The sequence below is a fragment of the Lysinibacillus sp. CD3-6 genome, assembly GCF_006351725.2.
Classification (GTDB): Bacteria; Bacillota; Bacilli; order Bacillales_A; family Planococcaceae; genus Lysinibacillus.
The window spans coordinates 3,178,888-3,202,299 of the sequence record NZ_CP085880.1; the positions used below are offsets into that span (position 1 = coordinate 3,178,888).

Consider the following 23,412-nt stretch of genomic DNA (forward strand, 5'->3'; position numbering starts at 1 on the left):
ATGGAGCTATGCCTTGTACTTATTAATTACTGCTTTCACATATAACTTTCTCACTTAGCAGTTTTGTTGGGACATGTACATAATTGCAAAAAGCTATCCGATTTTCACTTAAATAAGCAAAAATATTATTCGCCTGCTATTGTAAATGTTTTATGTTTTTTTTAGAATTTTCTTTTCCTCATAATCCATTCTATCGTGACTTACATAACTTAATATGAAAGAGCACATAGGAGCCCTTTCAATTGTTCAATCATTAGCATTTGTCGAACGCTAACATCAGCGTCTGCATATCATATCTATAATCAGGTATGTCATCAATGAAAAGCATACAATGAAAGGAGATCATTATGGTATTTAGACCACCTTATCAATTCCCTATGTATCCTGGTGGCATGCAAATGCCTGCGCAAATGCCCGCGCAAATGCGGATGCCTACACCTCCTCAGATGCCACCACAGTCCTTTTACCCGCCTGGAGGTTTTCCTCAACCACGAATTCCAGGTGGTTTTCCAATGTCTGGTGGAATGAGAGGGGGATTCGGAGGGCAAATGCCGACGCCACCCGTTCAGGAACCTTCCAAAATCGGTTCTTTTTTACAACAAGCAAATAGTTTATTTAATTCTGCCAAAACGTATACCCCTTATATACAACAAGCAATGCCAATGGTGAAAAACATCCCTTCACTTTTAAAATTGTATAAAGGCTTCCAAGGACTGCCTGCAGCGGGTGCAGCAGCAGGCGTGGCCGCTGCGGCTACTGATGCAGCGGCAGCAAGTAAGGCAGCAGGTTCCACTAAAGGTAGACGTTCAACACAAAAAAATGCGTCGACTACTCCACGTGAACCGCTTCCATCTAAGCCACGTATTTTCCAGCCACCTATGGAGTGAAGGTTTCTTTGTATTCGACGTGCCTGTCCGTTATAATGTAGGTAGGTAAGCTTGAAAGGAGTCACAACCATGCAAGTATTAAAAATTAATCCACGTGGCTATTGCTACGGTGTTGTTGATGCGATGGTCATTGCACGTAACGCCGCACTCGATAAAACATTACCAAGACCTATCTACATTTTAGGGATGATTGTGCACAATAAACATGTTACAGATGCCTTTGAAGAAGATGGTATCATTACACTAGACGGTGATAATCGCTTAGAAATTATTGAACAGGTTGAAACAGGCACTGTTATTTTCACTGCGCATGGTGTTTCACCTGAAATTCGTGAAATTGCGAAACGCAAAGGCCTAGTATCCATTGATGCTACATGTCCTGACGTAACAGTAACACACGATTTAATTCGTGAAAAATCAGCTGAAGGCTACGATATTATTTATATTGGTAAGAAGGGTCATCCAGAGCCAGAGGGTGCAATCGGTGTTGCTCCAGACCATGTTCATTTAGTACAATCTTCAACGGATATTGATGCTTTAAACTTAACAAATGATAAATTGCTAGTAACAAACCAAACGACTATGAGTCAATGGGATGTTGCCCATTTAATGGATAGTTTAAAAGAAAAATTCCCACATATTGAAGTTCATAAAGAAATTTGTTTAGCAACACAAGTTCGTCAAGAGGCCGTTGCGAAGCAAGCAGGAGAAGCAGATTTATTAATTGTTGTTGGCGATCCTAAATCGAATAACTCGAACCGTCTAACACAAGTATCTGTAGAAATTGCAGGTACACCTTCTTATCGTATTGCAGACGTTTCTGAACTTAAAGTTGATTGGTTAAAAGGAATTAATACAGTTGCTGTCACTGCAGGTGCTTCCACACCAACACCTATTGTGAAAGAGGTTATTAATTTCCTTGAGCAATTTGATGAAAATGATGAAACGACGCATAGTATCCAACGTACCGTTACACTTGATAAAATTTTACCAAAAATTAAAACGCCTAAGCCTGTCGATAAAATTATGCCTTACTAATTTATATCCAACTTTTGGAGATATGAATGAAAGTTTGCGACAATAAAGAAAAAGTGTTAGATTGACTCCCATCAATCTAACACTTTTTTGCTGTGAATGTAGTTGTCCGCTACAGCGACCGCTTTTTGCGTGCACATCGTAAGCCGACAACCCTGTAAGCTTTTATCGCAGATATCGCCTGCTTCACAAACACCTTACCCTATAAAATTTCAAAATAATGTCTCTGTCTATTCCTATTACTTACTAAAATAATAATTAATTGGACGACCAATGCCACCGTAATGGACATCCATCGTTATTTCCTTTTGCTTTTCTAGATAATCTAAGTATCGTCTTGCTGTTACGCGTGCAATTCCAACACCGCTTGCCACATCTTCTGCTGATGCACCATCTACCGATTGCAAATAATGGACCACTTTTTCCAGTGTCGCTCGATTAAAACCTTTTGGCAAGCTTTTTTCGGTTTTCTCCTCACTTGCTACTTCAGCCTTCCCTTCTCCACTATGATAATGGAATAACTGATCGAGCTCTCCTTGCGTTAGCTCCTTTTGGGTTAGCATTTGTTGCTTAAATCGCATGTAGTTTTCTAGCGTACCTTGCACTCGTTCAAATGAAAATGGCTTCATTATATAATCAAAGACACCAAGATGCAAAACTTGTTTTACCGTTTCCATATCATTGGCTGCCGTTACAGTTATCACATCGACGGGAATTTTGAATTCACGAATTTTTCGCAAGCTTGTTATACCATCTTGCTCTGGCATAAATATATCCATAAACACTAAATCTGGTCGTAGCGTACGGATTTTGTCTATTCCTTCTACCCCATTCGACGCTTGCCCTATTACCTTAAATCCAGCAACTTTTTCAATGAATTGACGGTTTACCTCCCGCACCATGGGATCATCCTCTATTAATAACACGTTAATCTGCGTCACTATTAAGCCCTCCATACAATCGATTACTACTTTCTTCTATTAAACGAATTCAATACACTTCTCTCACATGAAGTGCATAATGTATGCTTTCATACAATGTCCTTTATAAAGTAAAACTTCCGAACACTAAGAATGATAAAATGTTATTAAAAAGCTTGTCCCTTTACTTGGTTCGCTGATTACTTCGATTTCACCCTGTCCTTTTTGCACGATTTCTTTTATTAAATACAGTCCGATACCTCGGCCCTTTTTTTCTTTAGTCGAATAGCCATTTTTAAAAATTTGTGCCTTTACTTCTTTCGTCATGCCCACTCCGTTATCTGTTACTAAAATTGCAAGTACATCATCATCTTCATCTACTGAAATATGCACAATCTTCTCTTCAACGGGACTATCTTTTAATGCATCAAATGCATTTTCAATTAAATTCCCAAATAGAATGACAAAATCATGATGATCTAAATTTTTAGGAAATGTTGTGAGACGACTCGCTCGGTCTATCTCTAATGTAATGCCATGCTCTTTCGCATGAGCAATTTTACTAAGCAATAACCCCGAAATATTTTCATTTTTAATGCGCTCATTTAAAAAATTCGTGATTTCATCATGCTCTTCCTTTACTTGTGTTAAATAGGAAAGTGCTTGTTCATGATGTCCAAGCTGCAAAAGGCCAGCGATCGTATGCAATTTATTTTTATGTTCATGTGTTTGTACACGTAATGCCTGAACAAACGCCTTGACTCCCGTTAATTCCTCGGCCAATTTCTTCACCTCTGTCCGATCCTTAAACATCGCTACAGCACCAACAGTTTTACCATTGACCTGTATAGGAATACGATTACTCATAATGCTATGATCATTTATATAGAGTTCACGATTATAGAGAGGACGATCTAGCGCTAATATTTCGGGTAACCGCGTATCTGGCAACACCTCGAAAATTTTCTTCCCAATTAGTGATGATGGTCGCTCAGCCACACCTAATATATCACATGCCTTTTCATTAAAAATGGTAATCGTCAATTCCGTATCAATGGCGATAATCCCTTCATGCATCGCGTTAAATGTTTCAGTGCGTTCCACGTACATTTTAGCGATTTCGTGGGGCTCTAATCCAAACATTTGTTTTTTCATATGCCGACCTAACGTGTGAGCACCCCAAGCACTAAATAATAAGGACAAAGCTACTGTAATTAATAGCTCTTTTTGGATTGATAATAGAAGTTCACTCACAGTTAATACACTATAGCCAACGATAACAACACCAATTTGACGTCCATCATCTGTCATAATTGGCACGAAAGCTCGAACCATATCTCCATGCTCACCATGTGCAATCGATGTATAATAATGTTCAGAAAATGCAGCGTTTAAATCACCAGACTGTGAGATTGTACCAATTTCATCCCCATTTGGATGGGAATATTTTCGTCGTTGCATATCGAGGACAACTATATACTGCGCCCCATTAATATCTCTTATTTCTTCAACAACAGGATTAATATGTTCAGTCGCTTCTGTAAAATCTCTATTAGTAATAGCAGTTTTCATTTCTGGTAGCTGTGAGACTGTTTTTGCAACAAGCAATGCCTGTTCCGCCAGCTTTTCTTTCTGTTCATTCATAACAAACCCAAGCAAAAAAGTTCCACCAATACTAAAAGACAACAACAGTATAAAAAAAGTAAGAGACATGATTTTGCCCTTCATCGATAACTTTTGAAATTTCAAGACCATTGCCTCCCTCTTACTATATTTTAGCTTATGCCTTATGTTAGAATAACAAAAACATGTAAAAATACGAATCAATTGGGTGTAAAAATATGAAAAAATTTATTATTGGAACAATTGCAACCGTTTTGATCTTAACTATTGTATTTAGTATACAGCAAGGATTATTATTTTCGAAAACGCTCCCCTATGATGATGAACAAAAGGGCCTCGATACCCAAATTACGATACATTTGAGTCATGTTGTAGCTGAAAATACGCCAAAAGGACAAGCTGCAACGAAATTTGCTGAACTAGTTGAGAAAAAAACAAATGGGAAGGTAAAAGTGCATGTCTATCCAAATGCCTCTTTATTTAATGATGAAAATGAATTCAAGGCTTTACAAGATGGGAAAGTAGAGATGATTATTCCTACTTTTTCTAAAATGACTTCCTATGTACCTGATTGGCAAGTGCTTGATCTCCCTTATCTTTTTCATACAGATGATGAAGTTCGTCAAGTACTAACAGGACCAATTGGTGAGCAATTATTAGATGAGCTGAAGCCTTTTCATGTAAGGGGACTCGGCTTTTGGCACAATGGCTTTAAACAATTAACAGCTGAGCATCCCATTCATACGTTTGAAGATTTACAAGGGTTACGTATACGCACAATGCCCAGTAAAACACTTGAAAAGCAGTTTAGCTTAGTCGGTGCAACGCCTGTGCCAATTTCCTTTAGTGAAGTTTTTACTGACTTAGAAACACATGCTATCGATGCCCAAGAAAATACTGCCTCTAATATTTATTCTAAGGGCTTTTACAAAGTTCAAAAAAATATGACTTTAACTAATCATGGGATTTTAGGCTATTCAGTTTTAATGAACGAAAAATTTTGGGAACAGTTACCGACAAAAGTCCAAAATCAGCTTATGGATGCTATGAAGGAAACAACCGAATGGCAATTTAAGCAGGCTGTGTTAATAAATGACACTGATTTACGAAAGCTACAGCAAGAAAATGATTTTGAAATATATACGATGAGTGAAGAGGAACGTCAACGTTTTCAAGAAAAATTAGCACCTGCTTATGACTTCTATCGAGCTAATGTTAAACAGCAAAAAGTATTGACTGACATCCAAAAGATAGTATCTCCTTAAACCTTTTGGTCATTAAAAATCTATCCCCACTTTATGTGGGGTTTTTTCTTTTGTATTATAATAGTTTAGCAAAATTGCTATCTACTATAAAACAGCTTCAAACCGTTGATATTACTATCTTTCTACCTAATTAAATGAAAAATGAACAAAATGAACAATAGAAACTTTACGGCCATAAAACCTATTGTCGGAAAATTTCAGCTATGATAACCACATGAAAGCGTTCACAAAGTTCACATATTTTTAGGGGGAAGTATTATGCGAATAAATTTTAAAAACTTAACGGTACAGGTGCTAATCGCCATTGTACTCGGTATTATTGTTGGTGCTGCATTCCCAGAGTTCGGTGCTAGCTTAAAAATATTAGCTGATATTTTTATTAAATTAATTAAAATGTTAATTGCACCTATTATTTTCTTAACTGTTGTTATCGGGATTGGTAGCATGGGTGATGTAAAAAAGGTCGGTAAAATTGGTGGTAAGGCCTTAATTTATTTTGAAATTGTCTCGACATTCGCATTGGCAATCGGCTTACTTATTGTTAATATTATTCAACCTGGTAAAGGATTTAATACAGATGCTGCAAATGCTGCGGATGTTTCACAATATACAGAGCAAGCTGCAGCTGCTGAGCATGGTTTTGGGGCATTTATAATGCAAATTATCCCAGATAATGTTGTCGGTGCGCTTGCAAATGGTGAGTTATTACCAGTTTTATTTTCTGCTGTATTATTTGGTTTAGCAGCAGCAGCTATTGGTGAACCCGCTAAACCTGTTATTAAGTTTTTTGAGCAAGTAGCAGATATATTCTTTAAAATTGTTAATATGGTCATGAAAATTTCTCCAATTGGAGCATTTGGTGCTATGAGCTATACTATCGGGAACTTCGGTATAAAATCTCTTGGGAACTTAGGGTTCTTAATGCTATCTGTCTATATTACAATGTTCATATTCATAGTTTTCATTATTGGCTTAATTTCACATTACTTTGGCTTTAGTATATTTAAATTCATTAAATATATTAAAGATGAAATTTTCATTGTTATTGGTACATCTTCTTCTGAATCTGCACTTCCTTCGATGATGCGCAAATTAGAAAATTACGGCTGCTCGAAACAAGTTGTCGGACTTGTTATACCAACTGGTTATTCTTTTAACTTGGACGGTACTTCTATTTATCTATCAATGGCGGCTATTTTCATTGCACAAGCCTATGGGGTTGATTTAGATATTTGGCATCAGCTTACTTTACTCGCTATATTAATGTTAACTTCTAAAGGAGCTGCAGGAGTAACTGGCTCAGGCTTTATTACACTTGCTGCAACACTCGCTGCATTCCCTATGATTCCTGTAGAAGGGATTGCTCTGTTAATCGGTGTCGATCGTTTTATGTCTGAAGCACGCGCTGTAACAAACTTAATTGGTAACGGTGTAGCGACAGTTGTTGTATCTAAAATGGAAAATGAATTCGATCCAGAGCAAGAAAAACGTGCTTTATCAGGTAAAGTGATTTCCAATTAATAAAAGTGAAACCTCCAGTCTAACTTACTCGTATAGTAAGTAGATTGGAGGTTTTTTATGGCAACATTTACACTTGCATATCCAAAAGCATTTGATAGACTTTCAAAATTACCAATTGTAAACAGTCAAAATGAAACAGTTTGCTTACTTCAAAAAGTTGAGCGTTCAAACATCGGGAAAGTGCTCAATGCAGCCTCACTAATAGCATCGCAGCAACCGTTACCGCACCGTTACGAAACACGGACAATTCACGGAGAACCCCTTTTTCAAGTACGTTCTACACTACTCACAAAAGGTGTCAGTCATGAAATCATCATGCCTGATAGGAGTATCATACCTATTCAAAGAAAAACTGTTCAATTATTAGAATCTTCCTATTCCTTTACGATGGATGGTCTTATTTTTCGCTTTGAGAAAGATTTCACATCAACAGCTTATTTATATTGTAATGATGAAAAAATTGCCAGTGCTAACTACATAGAAGATGGAATTGTACGAGAAGGCATTGTTTATAAACTGTTCCAGACGGACGATACATTATTCGTTGCTTTATTAGCCTCACTCTTTCAATCACTTTTTGCAATTGGTAACTAACTGCAACTATGCTATAATTTGAATCATTCTATATACATGTGAGGTTAAATATGAACGGTCAAAATAGAAAAGATATTCACCCAGGGCTTGAGGTCAACATTGTCCTTAAAAAAGATCAACGATCAGGGGTGAAAACAAGAGGGATTGTCAAAGATATTTTAACCAATTCTTCACATCATCCACACGGCATTAAAGTTCGTCTAACAGATGGCCAAATAGGTAGAGTTTGTGATATTTTTCAAAAATAATGAAAGAGACTGTTCGGGAGATGAACAGTCTCTTTTGTTTAAAATTGTGTGAGAATTGTTTGAGTGACTGGCACTTATATTTGCACTTTCAATTCCGTGACATAGACAGCCGTTCCAGTAATCGAAATGTCTAAATGGTTGTCTGCTTTATTTACATGTACATACACACGACCATCTCGCTCAAGCTCTTGTCCTTGTTCAACAATAAGGGTTTTCGGGTATGTTAATTCATTCTTAACATACTTCGCATAGTATGCTCCCATTACACCTGAAGCTGTTCCCGTTACGATATCTTGAATTGTGCCAGAGTACGGTGAAGAAAAATGTCTCGCATGCATGTCTGCCGTTCCATCTAATGCCTCCATGCAGAATGGATGCAAGGAAGCTGTTGGCATTTCCTTTAAGATAGACGGAAATGTAGCCGTTTGTGGGTCCATTTTTTTGAAAGAGCTTAATTGTTTAACAGGTATTAATAAGGTCCACAATCCTGTACTACCATAGACAATTGGTAAGTCTGAATGCAATTCATCCTCGTCAATACCGATTGACTCAGCAAGCGCAGCTCGAGAGCCATTAAATGCTTTAAACTGTGGTGCAGCATGCTGCATTGTTATGTATAGCTTTTCATCTTTTTCCTCTAGACGAATGGGTAATATACCTGCTTTTGTTTCAATTGTGATAGACGTTTTGTTTGCTAATAAACCTTGTGTTTGTAATGCATAAATCGTCGCCATTGTGGCATGTCCACATAAATCGACTTCATGACCTGGTGTAAAATAACGAATGCGTATATCAGCTTTTTCAGATGTCAAAGCAAAGGCTGTTTCATTAAAGCCAACCATTTTCGCAATTTCTTGCATTTCTTGCTCACTATATTGATTTCCTTCCACTACAACTCCAGCAGGATTCCCCTTATTTGGTACGTGACTAAATGCATCATAATGTTGAACAGTTATAGTTTTCATATACTTCCCCACCTTGTAATTAGAATGTGAATTTCGATTTCACGGAAGAACTAACTAATGTTATACGGCTATATTAACATAACGCAATGGAGTGACCAATGGGGAATTTTCTTTTTTTTCAAAATTGTTTGGGTGCCTGACACCAAAAAAAACAAAAAAATAGCATACTGGACATATGCCAGCATGCTATTTGCAAACTATTATTCCACCGTTTATTAGCGAATTGTTTTTAAAGCTGTTGCCCATGGAATGACTTGATCTAACATTTGGTTTACTGAATCAGCTTGCACATCTTTTGGTTTAAACACATTGCCATTCTCGAAATCAGTAAATAAAGACAATGCAGGGTGTACACGTACATCCGCAACCGATAATTCTCCAAGAATACCACGTAAATGTTCCGCCGCACGTGCCCCACCTACAGAACCGTAAGACACAATACCTGCTGCTTTATTATTCCATTCCTCACGTAAATAATCTAAAGCATTTTTAAGCGCTCCTGAGATAGAGTGATTATATTCTTGCACAATAAAAACAAACCCATCACAAGCAGCAACTTTTTGTGACCATGCTGCGGCTCCAGAAGCATCGCCTCCTGGTTCTCCTAAAAGCGGTAACTTGAAATCGGCAATATCGATAATTTCATATTCAGCATCTCGACGTTTTTCTGCTAATTCCTTTACCCACTGACCAACTTGTGGACTTACACGTCCTTCACGTGTACTACCTAAAATAATCCCAATTTTCAACATCACTATTCCTCCTTATTCATACCTAAAAAGTGCATTGCTGATTGCATTAATCTTTGATGATTTTCAAAAAAACTGCGCTCTTACCCATGGTGTTCAGATAAACAGTACTCTATTCATCAAGCTATCTTTAAATTTGAACTCAAGATAAAAAATCAATGAATGATAGCGTGCCTTTACTTTGGGATTATTTATCTTCAATTCGAGATAAAATTACCATATGTTACTTTTAGTTGTCAAATAATTCAGCTTTCTCTTTTATCAAAAAGAGAAACAATCTGCTAGCAATTGTTTCTCCTTTTGTTATTTAATTTTAATAGGGCGCTCCAAAGCAACTAGCTCATCTTCAATTGCGGATAATTGACTATCCACTACATATTTTGCATCTGAAATCGCTGCATTATAAATATACGGAGCGATATTTTCTTTAATAAAATCAAACAATCTTTCCGCTTCAAATTCAGTAATATCTTCATCACGCTGATTATAGAAAAAGCGTTGAATATCAGCGATGATAAGCTCTTGTTGCTCTGTTGTTAATCGGATAAACATGTAGCCACTCCCTTTTGCATTCCATTATATCAAGTATAGACTAAGGCAGCATTTTGTATAGTGGTCATTGCAAATTTTTCAAATCCAAAGTCACTTCTTCGATTGCTAGCCGTTTTCCCTCAATCAATTAAATTCAAACAAATTGATACTTCTATCACAAACATTGACTAGCCTTTCATCGTGCGTTGCAATAATGACACTCGCACCGTTTTGACTACATGTTTTTAATAGATTAATAATCATTTCTCTGTTTGATTTATCTAGCGAGGCTGTTGGTTCATCCGCAAAGATAATAGTGGCTTTCTTATAAATTGCACGCGCTACGCCTAGTCGCTGTTTTTCTCCTCCCGATAAAACAGCTGCCATATCTTGCCCTCTTCCACCTAGTCCAACTGTATGTAGAATTTCGTTAACAACCTTTGTTTTTGCTTGTCGCTTATTTAATGTCACATTATAACTGACGTTTTCATCTTCAATGATGCCATAGTCTTGATAAATAAATGCCGCTTTTTCTTTCCAAAAACTTGTTTTTTCTTTTTCTTTCCATTTACTAGCATGTTGATTTTCTATTAGAATATCCCCACTATTAACTGATTGAATAAGCCCTAAACAATTTAAAAGTGTTGTTTTGCCACTACCAGATGGACCAGTAATGGCAATCATTTCATTAGGGTTAATCTCTAAGGAAATATTAGATAAAATCGTTTTTCCACTAATTTCAATGCCAATATTTTTTGTTTGAATAATCATATCCATTACTCCTTTAGTACATTTAATTGTACCGATGACTCGTACGATAAAAAGCTTGTTTTGCAGATTTCTTAAAAGAAAGGTAACTTCCTATCCCATATAAAATTCCGACAAGCAAAGCAGATAAAAGTAATACGCTAAGTTGCACGTGGTGTACCAAATAACCAATTATAGAACCGACAATTGTTGTTATGATGATGATAAATAATTGTCGCTTGAAAACTGGTCCAATAATCGATGTGTATGGTAAACCAAAGGTATGCAAGGTGAAAATACGTTTACCATTCGTGCCAGCCCACAGTCTGCCATTCAATACAGCAGTCAAAAACATTGTTATGAAAATTAGCAGTCCCGCTACAATATAGTAAACGTATTGTTGTTTAAACCTTTGAGCCGTTTCCAAAGCAACGTCTGCTATCCCATTAATCGACGTGATAGAAGGTTTCATAACGGAGTTAGCTAAAGCGGCTTGTAAATGAACTTCATCAAAAAAAACGATATTTCCACTAGAAGCTAAAGATATTAAGAACCCTTTCGATTTTACAATGTCTGTTAGCTGACCATCTATCAATATAACTAACGGATTTTCTGCTTGTACTGTTTCACCTGCTAAACCAACATTTGGTGGTAATGCAAGAAATTTCGTTCCCTTATATTCGTAAAAATTCAAACCTTGCGCTGGATAAACATCATTATGTTTCGTCCATAGCGGAATTTGCCCTTCTAAAAACGAAGCCAAATCATCTGGTAAATCTTTAACATCCTTTGCTATGAGTTTCCCGCCCTTGCCTTCTGTTTCCACACCTATTTCTAGCAAATCAATCCAAGCACGATCTGTCATAATAATATGATCATAGCCACCCATTCGATATGGCTCTAAAAAAATCGCTTTATCGATAACGAAAGAAAGACTTAAATTATTAGCTTCTTGCATTTTAGAAAAAAAAGCTTCTACCTCGGGAAGAGTCGCCTCTTGTTCTAATGAATCCAAGTCAAACATGGAGAGCCGAACGATATTGTGCATTTTGTCCCAAAGCGCATATTCTTTCGACAGTTGATTGGTTATTAGTATAGAGGTGATGATGGTCGGGATAACAATTAGCGATAAAATCATAACAAGAACATGACTTAGCTTTCCCATGACGGAAAACCGCTTTAACGGAATTTGTCTTTTCGCTATATGGGCAGCTTTTGGACTAGCAATGAGCGAAAGCAATGCTGTAATGATGCTAACGACAATCAAGAATAGCATTAAACAAAGTAGTAGACGATTGAACACCAATGGAATTTGTCGAATGTCCTTTATGACACCTACATAGCCTAATGACATAAACAAACCTAGTAAAAATCCGACAAAGATAAAAGATACGATTGTCGTTGTATCTTCCACATGAACTTTCCCTGCTTTTACACCGCCTAATAATCGAATAGACCTTGCTTTTGCATGTTTAAATATCCAAGTAATTATGGTCGTTACTAATAACAGCAAGGAAGCAAGCACTGCATTTCCTATACCATTTTGAAATAAGTATGCATATAAAATTGTTAAATGAGATGGTTCTGGAATCCATAAAAGCCCAATTTGATGCTGTTGCGTCCAATGTTCAAGTGCTTCTCGGAAATCTTTCTCGGCGTTAAAAGCATAGATGCCTGATAAGGAACGGGTGCCTATATCTGCAGTGGAAAGCAATTCACCTGTTAAAGAAGATTCGAACCACTTAATCGCATTGTGCTCTATAAGCAAGCCATGAAATGCTGGTTTAGCAGTCCCAAAATAAATAATATCCTTTTTGTTGTCATAGTTTTCGGGGTCAACAGAAGTTTTTACTACGATCGTTTTATATTGATCTGTTAGTTGATTAAGGTCCGAAACCAATTGATCTTTTGCAATAGTGGTTTCAGCAAGATTTAAATCAAATTGATTGGTAGTGCCTAATGGCAACCGTTGTTGGACAAGTGACGTATATTGAAAAATAAGCAGGGACAGCATAATTACAGCAATCAATGATGTCAGTTGTATTGCTCTTTTAAGCATGACTCTCCTCCTTAATTGAGAAGCTTGGAAAGCCTACTGCGAAAGACATTCCAAGCCTCGAAAGGATAAAAGTTCTAGTAATTAATCGCTTACCTTATAGTAATCTTCTCTAGAATTTTAAAAATGATGTATCTATTTTAAACATCGACATAGTATTAAAGAGATTATGTGTTTACAGCAACCTTATTTCTATCTAGTCTTTTTTCATCAAATTCATAGCTAAACAATTTCTTACACGAATTTATAACAATACCTACACTAAAAAGTTCTGTTAATAATTGTCTTGTATCAGCAACTAATTTTCTTCTATCAACAATATCAGTTATTGCTTTATTTAAAGAAGTTTGAACAGAATATTTTTGAGATCGATAATACTTATAGTTTGTATGAATAGCACGAATGGCTCTAGTAGCCCCGCCTAAAGCTTGTAAAGTAGATTTAATTTTCACCACTTTTGTTATTGGTAATGCATTTTGTAGTGCTGCTAATCCAACTGCACCAATACACCCAGCATAGTCAGTCCAAGAGGCAAAAGTTGTCATGCTTTTCCTTGAAGAAAGCTCAATAGGAACTTCTTTATTTTTAAAAGTAGGGAAAACTAACGCATCCCCTTCTGCATACACTTCTACACCGGATTCTAAAAATAGCCACTCCGCCATTTCATCAGCACTCATTTCCTCCATATCAGAAGATAATAATTCAATTGCTGCTAATATTTTATAAAAATCGGTATCTTCATTAAAAACAAAATCATTTAGATATTCTTCTAAATAAGGGTCCATTGTTCCTGATTCATCCGAATTAGAATCCATTTGTACTGCATGTACATTTGTGAAATCAAATGAAAACATACTCCCTATTAATCCTAAACAACACACCATTAATGCGAATTTTTTAAATTTCATAATTATCTCCTTCCATAAATCATGTATAAAAATTTGATAGACTCTTTACTTTTTGAAAAATTTATCTCTATCCAAATAGGTGAAAACTGAAAATCCTAAAATGCTAATTATCGCAAAAACCGTTATCCAAATAGGCTGACTTTTATAATCTCTTATTAATGATTGTAACGAAATAAATATTAGCATTAGATAAACATAAGGTGCTGGAATTTTTTTAATTTTTTTCACCTTCACCGCCTCATTTCATACAGAAATACTCCTCCAAAAACTATTAATTTAACAGAGAGCCACATTATGTAATTTCATTCAATTAAAATTCTCAATAGATTCTCATTCTCATTTACTTAATTTTTATATAGCATAGAATAATGGAAAAATCAATATATTTTAAATACTTATTACTAATTAAAAAATAGTAGATTTACCTTCTTTAAAACACACAAAAACGCAACCTTTAAAGGAATTACCTCTAAAAGTTGCGTTTATTCACATACTATTTGTTACATTCAAACGAATAGTTCGTTGATAAAAAATTCTTTTCTTTCGATACAATGGCTTTGCCCCCATCGTCCTCACATTGCTCTGTCATTGCGTCTATTTTTTTCTCGTTCATCATATTCGTCATGATTGTCATGCCGCCTCCGAACACAGCAATTAGTAAACCAATGATAATCCATAACTTGCCCGCATTATTGCCAGCAGGTCTCCCATTTGCCACTCCCATTCCCCTCTCTTAAACAAATAAAAACGGTTCTGTATGAATAGTAGATTGAACAAATTCTACTGTATATTTTTTTGCTTCACACATCGTCGCCATTTTTTTCGCAACCCCTGCAATCATTACTTTTTCTACATGATGACCTGGGTCTACAATTTGTAAACCAATTGCTTGTGCATCTTGTGCAGTATGGAAATACATATCACCTGTTAAAAACACATCTGCTCCAGCATGCTTCGCCGTATAAATATACTTATTTCCGTCTCCGCCAACAAGGGCAATCTTTTTTACTTTTGATTGCAAATCGCCGACAACACGAACAGCTGGTACATCTAGTTGTTTCTTTACAAACTCTGCAAAGTCTTTTAACGTCATTTCTTCAGATAAATAGCCAACACGGCCTAATCCCATAATGTTCGTTTGCTGATCTAAGCGAATTACATCATACGCTGGCTCCTCATATGGATGGGCATTTAACATCGCTTTTAACACACGATTTTTAATAGGCGTTGGGAATACAACTTCCACTTTGACTTCTTCCTCCACATGTAATTCACCAACAGAACCAACATATGGATTAGCCCCTTCTAATGCTCGGAATCGTCCTTCTCCAGTTGTAGTATAGCTACATGCTTCATATGCCCCTATACGACCAGCTCCTGCCTTCGCTAATGCCTCACGTAATGTATCCGCATTGGCAGTTGGTACGAATACAGCTAGCTTTAGAACATCCTCCGCATACGTTTCTTCTAAAATAGAACGATTTTCCAGCATCAATGCATCAGCCAATAAATCATTAACGCCACCTTCCGCTACATCTAAGTTTGTATGTGCAGCATATACAGCAATATCATGTTTAATAAGCTTTTCGTATAATTGTCCTGCAGGATTGTCAGTACGAATATTGGCTAGGCGTCTAAAAATTGGCGGATGATGTGCGATAATCAGTTCACATCCTTGAGCGATAGCTTCGTCCGCTACTGCTTCATTGACATCCAATGTGACTAAAACCTTACTTACTGGTTTATTTAACGTGCCAATTGCAAGTCCAATTGGATCATTTTCCATACAGGCAAGTTTTTTTGGCGACCATGATTCAAATAACTGTATAATTTCCTGACCGTTAACAGATTTCATGCTATAAAACTCCTTCCACTAAATGAAGTAGCGCTTTTAATTCTGCACGTTTTTCCTTAATTTCTAGTGTTGGCTCGGCCCCTTCAATAGAATGTAAAACACGTTGCCAATTTTCTTTTTCTCTATTCCATTTTTTCTTAAATGCTGGTGATTTTCGAAGTACTAGTTTAGGTCCAAATAAAATATCTGCTTCTGTTAGCTCCATGGGTCCTCGTTGTAAGACAAGAATCTCATAGATCTTTTCGTCTTCCTCTAAAATATCTTCGTCCAGAATCGCCCAATTATTTTTTAAAGCCCATTCTCGAATAACTTTTGCATGAATATTTGGTTGCAAAATAAGACGAGTGACACCTTGTAAACTTTGTGGATGTTTCTCTAAAATGGACACAATAAGTGGACCACCCATACCAGCAATTGTAATAGTATCTACATGGTCCGATTCTTCCACTGCAGCTAAGCCGTCAGCTAATCTGACCGTGATTTTTTCCGTTAATCCTTCCTTTTTCACTTGTCCAACCGCTGAATCATAAGGACCTTTTACAACTTCGCCTGCTACTGCGCAAGTAGCTATTTCCTTATGAATTAAATAGCAAGGTAAATAAGCATGATCACTGCCAATATCCGCCACAACCGCACCTGTTGGAACAAATTTTGCCACTGTTTCTAATCTTTTTGATAATTTTTGTGCGTTCATTTTTTACCGCCTACCTTATATAGAGTCCATTCTAGTATGTATGATGTTGGACAAAAAAACAAATGGAGTTGTCTCATATTTTGAGCAACTCCATTTTCATAATAAAAGCTGTACTTAAAGCGTAAATACACTTTTAGTACAGCCACTTTTTTAAACTATTCTAGAGTAGAGATGTACTCAGCGATTGCTTTCGCTTCTGCTTCGTTTTTCATTCCTGGTGTCATTGGAGTTCCTGGAATACCGTTAGTTAACACGTCCACGATATGAGCTTCATCTAAACCATGTAGGTTTGGACCAACACTACCAGTTAAGTCACCACCGTGACAACCGATACAAGTTTGTACTAATGCAGAACCATCATCATTAGCTTCTGTAGTTTCGCCACCACCCTCATGTTCAGCAGCAATTTCTTTCTTGTTATCTGCGCCTTGTAAAGACATGAAGAAAATAAGACCTATACCAAATGCCAGAATCAAGATGTAAGGAACGACTGGATTGTTTTTCATATGTTTCCCCTCCTCATTAATAAATCTACTTCTATTATAATATAGAATCAGTCAACATCTAATATTGTACTGCATTACACATGAAACGAAAAGCCCCATTCGCTAAGTTTTCCTTTGTTTGTAACATTTTCGACATTTCTGTATCAATTGGATAAAATATGTCTTGTTAAAACCAATAATTGGGCTTATGGAGAACTCTTTCCACACTAACATTCGTTTTCTGCTCGCAAATATTTTGCCACTTGAAATGCATTCATATACGTCTAACACTGAAAATAAAATTAGGACTTTCTAGTTAAACCTTTGTGCTGTATTAAGCTGCCTATTTATAATGACATTTGCATAAATAGGTCATACTATTATTTCGATATAATATCAATCGCTATTTTTTTATTAAACTTCTCACAAAATTACTTTTTCAATAAAGTCATACTGCTATATTAAAAAAACAAATACCCTTCTATGCACACAGAATAGGTCATAGAAGGGTATTTAAATTACATAAAATTATACAAGTAATAGCCAATTAGTGCCACTAGGCCGAGAACGCCAGAGACTGTGAAATAAAGCAATTTCATTTTTAACCCTGAAAATAACCACACGGCACAATTTGCCGCGATAAAAGCGAATAACGCGAAATTATTTCCACTAAAATATGTAGTATACATGCGAATCGATAAACTAAATAACAATATAGCAGCGATAATATGCAGTGCAGGTGCTAATAAGTTATTTTTGCTCGCAAAACGGAAAGCGAATATGAATAATGTAACTGCAGCGATCGCTACAATGCCCGTTAAAAAAAGCAATAAAGTAGTTACTGTAAAATAAAAATACAAGAACACCATCATACCCAAGCATAATCCCACAATGAAGAACATCATTTTTCTTTTTTCTAAAGGCAATACAGCCTGTTTATGAGTTGCTGACTCTAACTCCTCTATATCATTTCCTTCTGCATAAAGAGTCGCTAAAAAGTCACAGTAGTGCTCTGGCAATAGCTTATTTTGCTTCCAAAACAATATCTCATTTAAAATAATTTTTTTCCGTGGATTTGTCATCGTATATTCTCCAAACATTGCTTAATAATGGTTGTAATACAATTTTATCTCACAATTCGTGAAAGAGCATCTGTAAAAAGTCGCAAAAACGAGACTACAGAACCGTTCAAATTATATATTTTTACATTACTTTAGCAATTATTTAAAGTTTCTTACGGTTTCTTCAGCTCGTCACAATGTCCAATACAAGGCAAACCCCGCCACTAAAAAGGATGGCGGGGTTTGCATTTATTATAAATGGATTGTATTGGTTTATTATTCTAAGAAATCTTTTAAGCGTTTGCTACGAGAAGGGTGGCGTAACTTACGCAGTGCTTTTGCCTCAATTTGGCGAATACGTTCACGTGTTACACCAAATACTTTACCTACCTCTTCTAATGTACGTGTACGTCCATCATCTAAACCAAAACGTAATCGAAGTACGTTTTCTTCACGGTCTGTTAATGTATCTAAAACATCTTCTAGTTGCTCTTTTAACAATTCATATGCTGCATGGTCAGAAGGAGACTGTGCCTCAGAGTCCTCAATGAAGTCCCCTAAGTGTGAATCGTCTTCTTCTCCGATTGGTGTTTCAAGAGATACAGGTTCTTGCGCAATTTTTAAAATTTCACGTACTTTTTCAGGTGTTAAATCCATTTCCTCACCAATCTCTTCTGGAGATGGCTCACGACCTAAGTCTTGTAACAATTGACGTTGTACACGGATTAGTTTGTTAATCGTTTCTACCATGTGTACAGGAATACGAATTGTACGTGCTTGGTCGGCAATTGCACGTGTGATTGCTTGACGAATCCACCAAGTTGCATATGTTGAGAATTTAAAGCCTTTACGGTAGTCGAACTTCTCAACTGCCTTAATAAGCCCCATATTCCCCTCTTGAATTAAATCAAGGAATAGCATCCCACGACCAACATAACGTTTTGCAATCGATACAACAAGACGTAAATTTGCCTCAGCTAAACGTTTACGCGCTTCTTCGTCACCTTGCTCAATACGCTCTGCTAAAGCAATTTCCTGCTCTGCAGAAAGTAAATCAACTCGGCCAATCTCTTTTAAATACATACGTACAGGATCATTAATTTTTACGCCTGGTGGTACGCTCAAATCATTTAAATCGAACGTTTCTTCGTTAGCTTCTTCTTTCATTAAGCTTTCTTCTTCAAATTCTTCTTTACCAATAATTTGAATGTCTTTATTTTTTTCAAGATCTTCAGCGAAATGGAAAACTTCTTCATTCTCCAATTCATATGGCAATAATTTCTCTGAAATTTCTTTCATCGAAATTTCACCTTCTGTTTTCGCCTTTTCTTGTAGTAATTTTTTTGCTTCATCTAATGTAATTTCTACTTCTACCTCTTTTGAACGTTCAGACTTGTCCGCCATAAACCTTCCTCCTTCTAAACAACCGAATCGGGTTAAATCGCCGATAACGATTTTCTTAAATGAATAATCTGTTGGGCGATTTCTAGAGCACGCGCATACTCGTGCATCTTCTCCGCTTCCTTTGACTCATGCATCTTTTGATGAATTTCTTGCTCAATTCTATATTTTTGAAGCTGTCGTATAGAATCTGCGATTTCTGATTCAGCCTGGTCAGGATCACGTTCTACTAAAGCAGCTTCCATAACAATTTTGCGTAATTCAGCGTCATCTAAGATTTCTACAAAGCGCTGATAATCTGGATGACCATATTCCTCATAAAATCCTACCAATCGAACAAAAACAGCCATATATGCATCTCTTACAAAAGGCTCTGTTTGCTCACTACGTAATACCCTGTCCACTACATCTATATTATGAAGCATATGAGCCAGTAATAAACGTTCGGCACGTTCTGCTGCGTCCATAGGCTTTTGTTGCTGCGTGACTGGCATCGAAGGTGTATGCGTTGGCATTTCCACTTTCGCAGAGCGTACTTGATTTGCCTCTAGTTTTCGGAATTGGGCATAAATAGCTTCTTCCGAAATCGTCGTTTCATTTGATAGCTGTCGGATATACAAATCTCGCTCAATTGGTGAGGAACTACCCACTAATTGTTCGAGTACTTCTTGAATATATTGAAGCGTATCATTTTCAAATTGAAAATTCTTATTTCGTCTAGCATGCATCATCATAAAAGCAATATACGTATGTGGGTTTTCCAAAATCTGTTCCTTAAAAGCCTGTCCACCTAGACTTTGAATATACTCATCAGGATCGAGTTTATCTGGTATCACCGCAATATTAACTTTCATGCGCTCCGTTTGGAGTAACTGCGCCGCTCTTTTCGCCGCATCAAATCCAGCATTATCACCGTCATAACAAATCGTAACTTGCTCTACTAAGCGTTTTAGCTTTGTGATATGCTGATTCGTAAGCGAGGTTCCCATTGTTGCAACGGCATTTGTTACGCCCACAGAAGTTGCAGCCAAAACATCCATAAAACCTTCCATCAACACTACTTGACGATTTTTTCTAATAGAGGTTCGTGCCTTGTCTAGGTTATATAGCACTTCACTCTTTTGAAAAATTGGTGATTCTGGACTATTTAAATATTTTGCCTCTTCACCTGTCGATGACAGAATTCGTCCTGAGAAGGCAATAATCTTACCGTTCTCATCACGAATCGGGAACATAATACGTCCTCGAAAACGATCAAAATAGCGTTCTTCCCCTTCACGTTTGATAACTAGACCACTATCTGCGATTTCTTGTAAGTTATAACCTTTTCTTTCAAGCAATATCGTTAATGCATCAAAGCTTGGGAGAGACCATCCAATGCTATTAGATTCGATAAGTTCCCTTGTAAATCCTCTTTCTAGCAAATAATTTAAAGGCTCTTCACCATCTTCTGTGTTTAACAGTAAATGATGGAAAAAATCTGCCGCAAAGGCATGTGCTTCTTTCATCCTTTCTTCCGCTTTAGATATCTTTGTCGTCGCCTCTGGTAAACTTGGTCCTACATCTAAATGCATACCAACACGTTCACCAAGTTTTACAACAGCATCTGGGAAAGAAATCCCTTCGATATCCATGACGAAAGTAATAGCATTACCACCTGCACCGCAACCAAAGCAGTGAAAAATCTGTTTGTCTGTTGACACAGAAAAAGATGGCGTTTGTTCTCCATGAAAAGGACAGAGTCCAAACCAATTGCGCCCACGCTTTGTCAGCTGCATGTATTCGCTTATGACATCCACAATATCTGATTGTGTACGAATCTGCTCAATCACTTCTTCTGGTATTTTCCCTGCCAAATTCATCACCATCTTTAATTTACGTTCTAGAACACAATTCGATATCCGTTTTAAAAATCCTTTATTTCTCGACAAAAAAATAGGATTTTTCTCATTTTAAATATTTTTACCACAATTTTATTATTATAAAACAAATTTTAGTATTTATCTATACAATTTTAAAAACCGACTCAAAAAAACCGCCTCTACTAACCCGAGGTGGTTTACTAAATTTTGGTTTCTTATTTATAGCTTGCAAGATATTCAATAATAACGTTTGCAGTTTCCTCAACAGCTTTGTTCGTTACATCAATCACTTTACAGCCTATTTTATCGACAACTTTTTCAAAATGTTGTATTTCCTCTAAAATTCGTGCATGTTGCGCATAGATGGCATCGTCACTTAAACCTAACGTCATTAATCTTTCTTTTCTGATTGAGTTTAATTTATCAGGAGAAATAACTAAGCCAAAACATTTTCTCGCATCAATATTTAATAATTCTTCTGGTGGCGCAACCTCCGGGACCAATGGTACGTTTGCCACTTTATAACGTTTATGTGCTAAATACTGTGAAAGCGGCGTTTTAGAAGTACGTGAAACGCCAACAAGTACAATGTCAGCCTGCAATAAGCCTCGTGGATCTCTGCCATCGTCATATTTCACTGCAAATTCAATTGCCTCAATTTTTTTAAAGTAGTCATCATCGAGTTGATGCACAATGCCCGGAGTTTCTAATGGCATTTCTTCCATAAAGGTTGCCATCGATTTCAACGCTGGCCCTAATATATCTACAGCATGAACTTTTTCTTTTTCGCAAAGGTCATGCAATAATGCACGCATGTCTTGTCGAACAAGTGTATAAACTACAAATGCCTTCTGTTTCGCAGCGAGGCAGACTATTTTTCGAACAAGCTCTTCTGTTTGAATATGCGGAAAGCGCCGAATAATCGTATTTTCTAAGCCTGGACGGAACTGGCTAATAACTGCCTTAGCTACTTGATCACCAGTTTCGCCGACGGAATCAGATACAACAAAAACGCGTAATCTCTTCATGCTGTTCCCCTTCAACTGTTAGACATTTTGCGCAAGAGATAGGAATGCACGTGTAATGGTCGTTTTAGTTAAACGGCCGACTATCGTCAATCCGCCCTCTTGAGGTTCGATTACTGGTAATGAATCTACTTCTCGTTCTATTAACTTATTTGCTGCAACAACTAACGAATCTGATCTTTCACAGTACGAGATATTTGGCATTCGTGTCATAATAATATGTACAGGAATTTTATTTAAATCCTGCGTGCCAATACTTGTACGCAGTAAATCTTTACGAGAGAGAACCCCTGTTAAAAATTCGTTCTTATCAACAACAAAAAGGGTTCCAACATCCTCTGAAAACATGAAACAAATGGCATCATATACCGTCATCGTTTCAGGTACAACAACAGGTCCCGAGTGAAAATCTTTTACTTTTAAATTGTTAATGCTATCCATTAGTGTTACGGATGTTTTTTTCCCAGAATAGAAATAACCAACTCGTGGTCTAGCATCTAAAAAGCCAGCCATCGTCAAAATTGCTAAGTCTGGTCTTAAAGTTGCTCTTGTCAGATTGAGACGTTCTGCAATATGCTCCCCTGTTATCGGGCCGTTCTCTTTCACAATTTGTAAAATGTCTTCCTGACGTTTGTTGAGTTCGATTGGACTCACCGCCTCAAATCTAATAGTGTTATACTTATGCTCAATTATTATATACTATTTTAATGGTTATTGCGAAGAAAAGAACTACATGCTACAATATTGACACATACGCTTGCTCTAAATGTATTTTCGAGCAATCTTGCGTTATACAGGCGATGATAGGAAAAAAGTATCTGTTCAATTTTTAGCGAGTAGAAGATGGTGAAAGTCTACAATGTAGCAGAGAAAAGGCACTCCTTGAGCTAACTTTTTGAAAAGAGGTTTTAAACAGGTCGTTTAAAACAATCAGGGTGGAACCGCGGGTATTAGCACTCGTCCCTGGGCATTATTTGTGC

The 23,412-nt window shown here is 36.8% G+C and carries 23 protein-coding genes; 6 read left to right on the plus strand and 17 right to left on the minus strand.

What is annotated here, in order from left to right; all coding sequences use genetic code 11:
• Positions 1-347: 347 nt before the first annotated feature.
• The gene (vrrA, locus tag FH508_RS15845; RefSeq protein ID WP_139860177.1) at positions 348-887 is read left to right on the plus strand and encodes a VrrA/YqfQ family protein; all 540 of its coding nucleotides are present in this window, start codon (positions 348-350) and stop codon (positions 885-887) included.
• A gap of 69 nt (positions 888-956) precedes the next feature.
• Positions 957-1,925 (plus strand): 4-hydroxy-3-methylbut-2-enyl diphosphate reductase, encoded by a 969-nt coding sequence (locus tag FH508_RS15850; protein ID WP_172772054.1) that lies wholly within the window; start codon positions 957-959, stop codon positions 1,923-1,925.
• A 236-nt stretch (positions 1,926-2,161) separates the two neighbouring features.
• Here FH508_RS15850 and FH508_RS15855 read toward each other — a convergent pair whose 3' ends face one another.
• Both FH508_RS15855 and FH508_RS15860 read right to left on the minus strand, forming a co-directional pair.
• Positions 2,162-2,863 (minus strand): response regulator, encoded by a 702-nt coding sequence (locus tag FH508_RS15855; RefSeq protein WP_228134116.1) that lies wholly within the window; start codon positions 2,861-2,863, stop codon positions 2,162-2,164.
• A gap of 126 nt (positions 2,864-2,989) precedes the next feature.
• Positions 2,990-4,570, minus strand: coding sequence for an ATP-binding protein (locus tag FH508_RS15860; protein ID WP_228134519.1), 1,581 nt, complete (start codon positions 4,568-4,570; stop codon positions 2,990-2,992).
• Between the two features lie 113 nt (positions 4,571-4,683).
• Between FH508_RS15860 and FH508_RS15865 the strand changes: the two genes are divergently transcribed.
• The 4 genes from FH508_RS15865 to FH508_RS15880 all read left to right on the plus strand — a co-directional run bounded on the left by FH508_RS15865 (position 4,684) and on the right by FH508_RS15880 (position 8,093).
• Positions 4,684-5,730, plus strand: coding sequence for a TRAP transporter substrate-binding protein (locus tag FH508_RS15865; protein WP_172772057.1), 1,047 nt, complete (start codon positions 4,684-4,686; stop codon positions 5,728-5,730).
• Positions 5,731-5,988: 258 nt separating this feature from the next.
• The gene (locus FH508_RS15870; RefSeq protein ID WP_172772058.1) at positions 5,989-7,251 is read left to right on the plus strand and encodes a dicarboxylate/amino acid:cation symporter; all 1,263 of its coding nucleotides are present in this window, start codon (positions 5,989-5,991) and stop codon (positions 7,249-7,251) included.
• Positions 7,252-7,308: 57 nt separating this feature from the next.
• Positions 7,309-7,845: a tubby C-terminal domain-like protein gene (locus FH508_RS15875; protein ID WP_172772059.1), complete on the plus strand. Its 537-nt coding sequence runs from the start codon at positions 7,309-7,311 to the stop codon at positions 7,843-7,845.
• A 50-nt stretch (positions 7,846-7,895) separates the two neighbouring features.
• A complete protein-coding gene (locus FH508_RS15880) occupies positions 7,896-8,093 on the plus strand; it encodes a YwbE family protein (RefSeq protein WP_172772060.1) in 198 nt (65 codons plus the stop codon).
• Positions 8,094-8,167: 74 nt separating this feature from the next.
• Here the strand turns inward: FH508_RS15880 and FH508_RS15885 are convergent, their stop codons facing one another.
• The 15 genes from FH508_RS15885 to FH508_RS15955 form a co-directional block, all read right to left on the minus strand.
• Positions 8,168-9,058, minus strand: a complete 891-nt coding sequence (locus FH508_RS15885; RefSeq protein ID WP_172772061.1) for a PhzF family phenazine biosynthesis isomerase — start codon at positions 9,056-9,058, stop codon at positions 8,168-8,170.
• A 215-nt stretch (positions 9,059-9,273) separates the two neighbouring features.
• The gene (locus FH508_RS15890; RefSeq protein ID WP_172772062.1) at positions 9,274-9,810 is read right to left on the minus strand and encodes an NADPH-dependent FMN reductase; all 537 of its coding nucleotides are present in this window, start codon (positions 9,808-9,810) and stop codon (positions 9,274-9,276) included.
• 300 nt (positions 9,811-10,110) lie between these two features.
• Positions 10,111-10,359: a DUF2164 domain-containing protein gene (locus FH508_RS15895; protein ID WP_172772063.1), complete on the minus strand. Its 249-nt coding sequence runs from the start codon at positions 10,357-10,359 to the stop codon at positions 10,111-10,113.
• A gap of 123 nt (positions 10,360-10,482) precedes the next feature.
• Entirely contained in the window at positions 10,483-11,109 is a 627-nt protein-coding gene (locus FH508_RS15900) for an ABC transporter ATP-binding protein (RefSeq protein WP_172772064.1), read from the minus strand.
• A gap of 22 nt (positions 11,110-11,131) precedes the next feature.
• Positions 11,132-13,144 (minus strand): hypothetical protein, encoded by a 2,013-nt coding sequence (locus FH508_RS15905; protein ID WP_172772065.1) that lies wholly within the window; start codon positions 13,142-13,144, stop codon positions 11,132-11,134.
• Positions 13,145-13,308: 164 nt separating this feature from the next.
• On the minus strand, positions 13,309-14,049 hold the full coding sequence (locus FH508_RS15910) for a hypothetical protein (RefSeq protein ID WP_172772066.1): 741 nt from the start codon (positions 14,047-14,049) through the stop codon (positions 13,309-13,311).
• A gap of 493 nt (positions 14,050-14,542) precedes the next feature.
• On the minus strand, positions 14,543-14,767 hold the full coding sequence (locus tag FH508_RS15915) for a hypothetical protein (protein WP_172772067.1): 225 nt from the start codon (positions 14,765-14,767) through the stop codon (positions 14,543-14,545).
• A 15-nt stretch (positions 14,768-14,782) separates the two neighbouring features.
• Positions 14,783-15,904 carry a Nif3-like dinuclear metal center hexameric protein gene (locus FH508_RS15920; protein WP_172772068.1) on the minus strand — a complete coding sequence of 374 codons (1,122 nt, stop codon included), beginning with the start codon at positions 15,902-15,904 and terminating at the stop codon, positions 14,783-14,785.
• Position 15,905: 1 nt separating this feature from the next.
• Entirely contained in the window at positions 15,906-16,598 is a 693-nt protein-coding gene (locus FH508_RS15925) for a tRNA (adenine(22)-N(1))-methyltransferase (protein WP_172772069.1), read from the minus strand.
• A 155-nt stretch (positions 16,599-16,753) separates the two neighbouring features.
• The gene (cccA, locus tag FH508_RS15930; RefSeq protein WP_172772070.1) at positions 16,754-17,104 is read right to left on the minus strand and encodes a cytochrome c550; all 351 of its coding nucleotides are present in this window, start codon (positions 17,102-17,104) and stop codon (positions 16,754-16,756) included.
• A gap of 497 nt (positions 17,105-17,601) precedes the next feature.
• Complete coding sequence (locus FH508_RS15935; RefSeq protein WP_172772071.1) at positions 17,602-18,165, minus strand: hypothetical protein; 564 nt, start codon at positions 18,163-18,165, stop codon at positions 17,602-17,604.
• 255 nt (positions 18,166-18,420) lie between these two features.
• Positions 18,421-19,548, minus strand: coding sequence for an RNA polymerase sigma factor RpoD (rpoD, locus tag FH508_RS15940; protein ID WP_172772072.1), 1,128 nt, complete (start codon positions 19,546-19,548; stop codon positions 18,421-18,423).
• Positions 19,549-19,580: 32 nt separating this feature from the next.
• Positions 19,581-21,413 (minus strand): DNA primase, encoded by a 1,833-nt coding sequence (dnaG, locus tag FH508_RS15945; protein WP_173477651.1) that lies wholly within the window; start codon positions 21,411-21,413, stop codon positions 19,581-19,583.
• Between the two features lie 209 nt (positions 21,414-21,622).
• Positions 21,623-22,435 (minus strand): pyruvate, water dikinase regulatory protein, encoded by an 813-nt coding sequence (locus FH508_RS15950; RefSeq protein ID WP_172772073.1) that lies wholly within the window; start codon positions 22,433-22,435, stop codon positions 21,623-21,625.
• 18 nt (positions 22,436-22,453) lie between these two features.
• Positions 22,454-23,086 (minus strand): transcriptional regulator CcpN, encoded by a 633-nt coding sequence (locus FH508_RS15955; RefSeq protein WP_172772074.1) that lies wholly within the window; start codon positions 23,084-23,086, stop codon positions 22,454-22,456.
• Positions 23,087-23,412 lie beyond the last annotated feature (326 nt).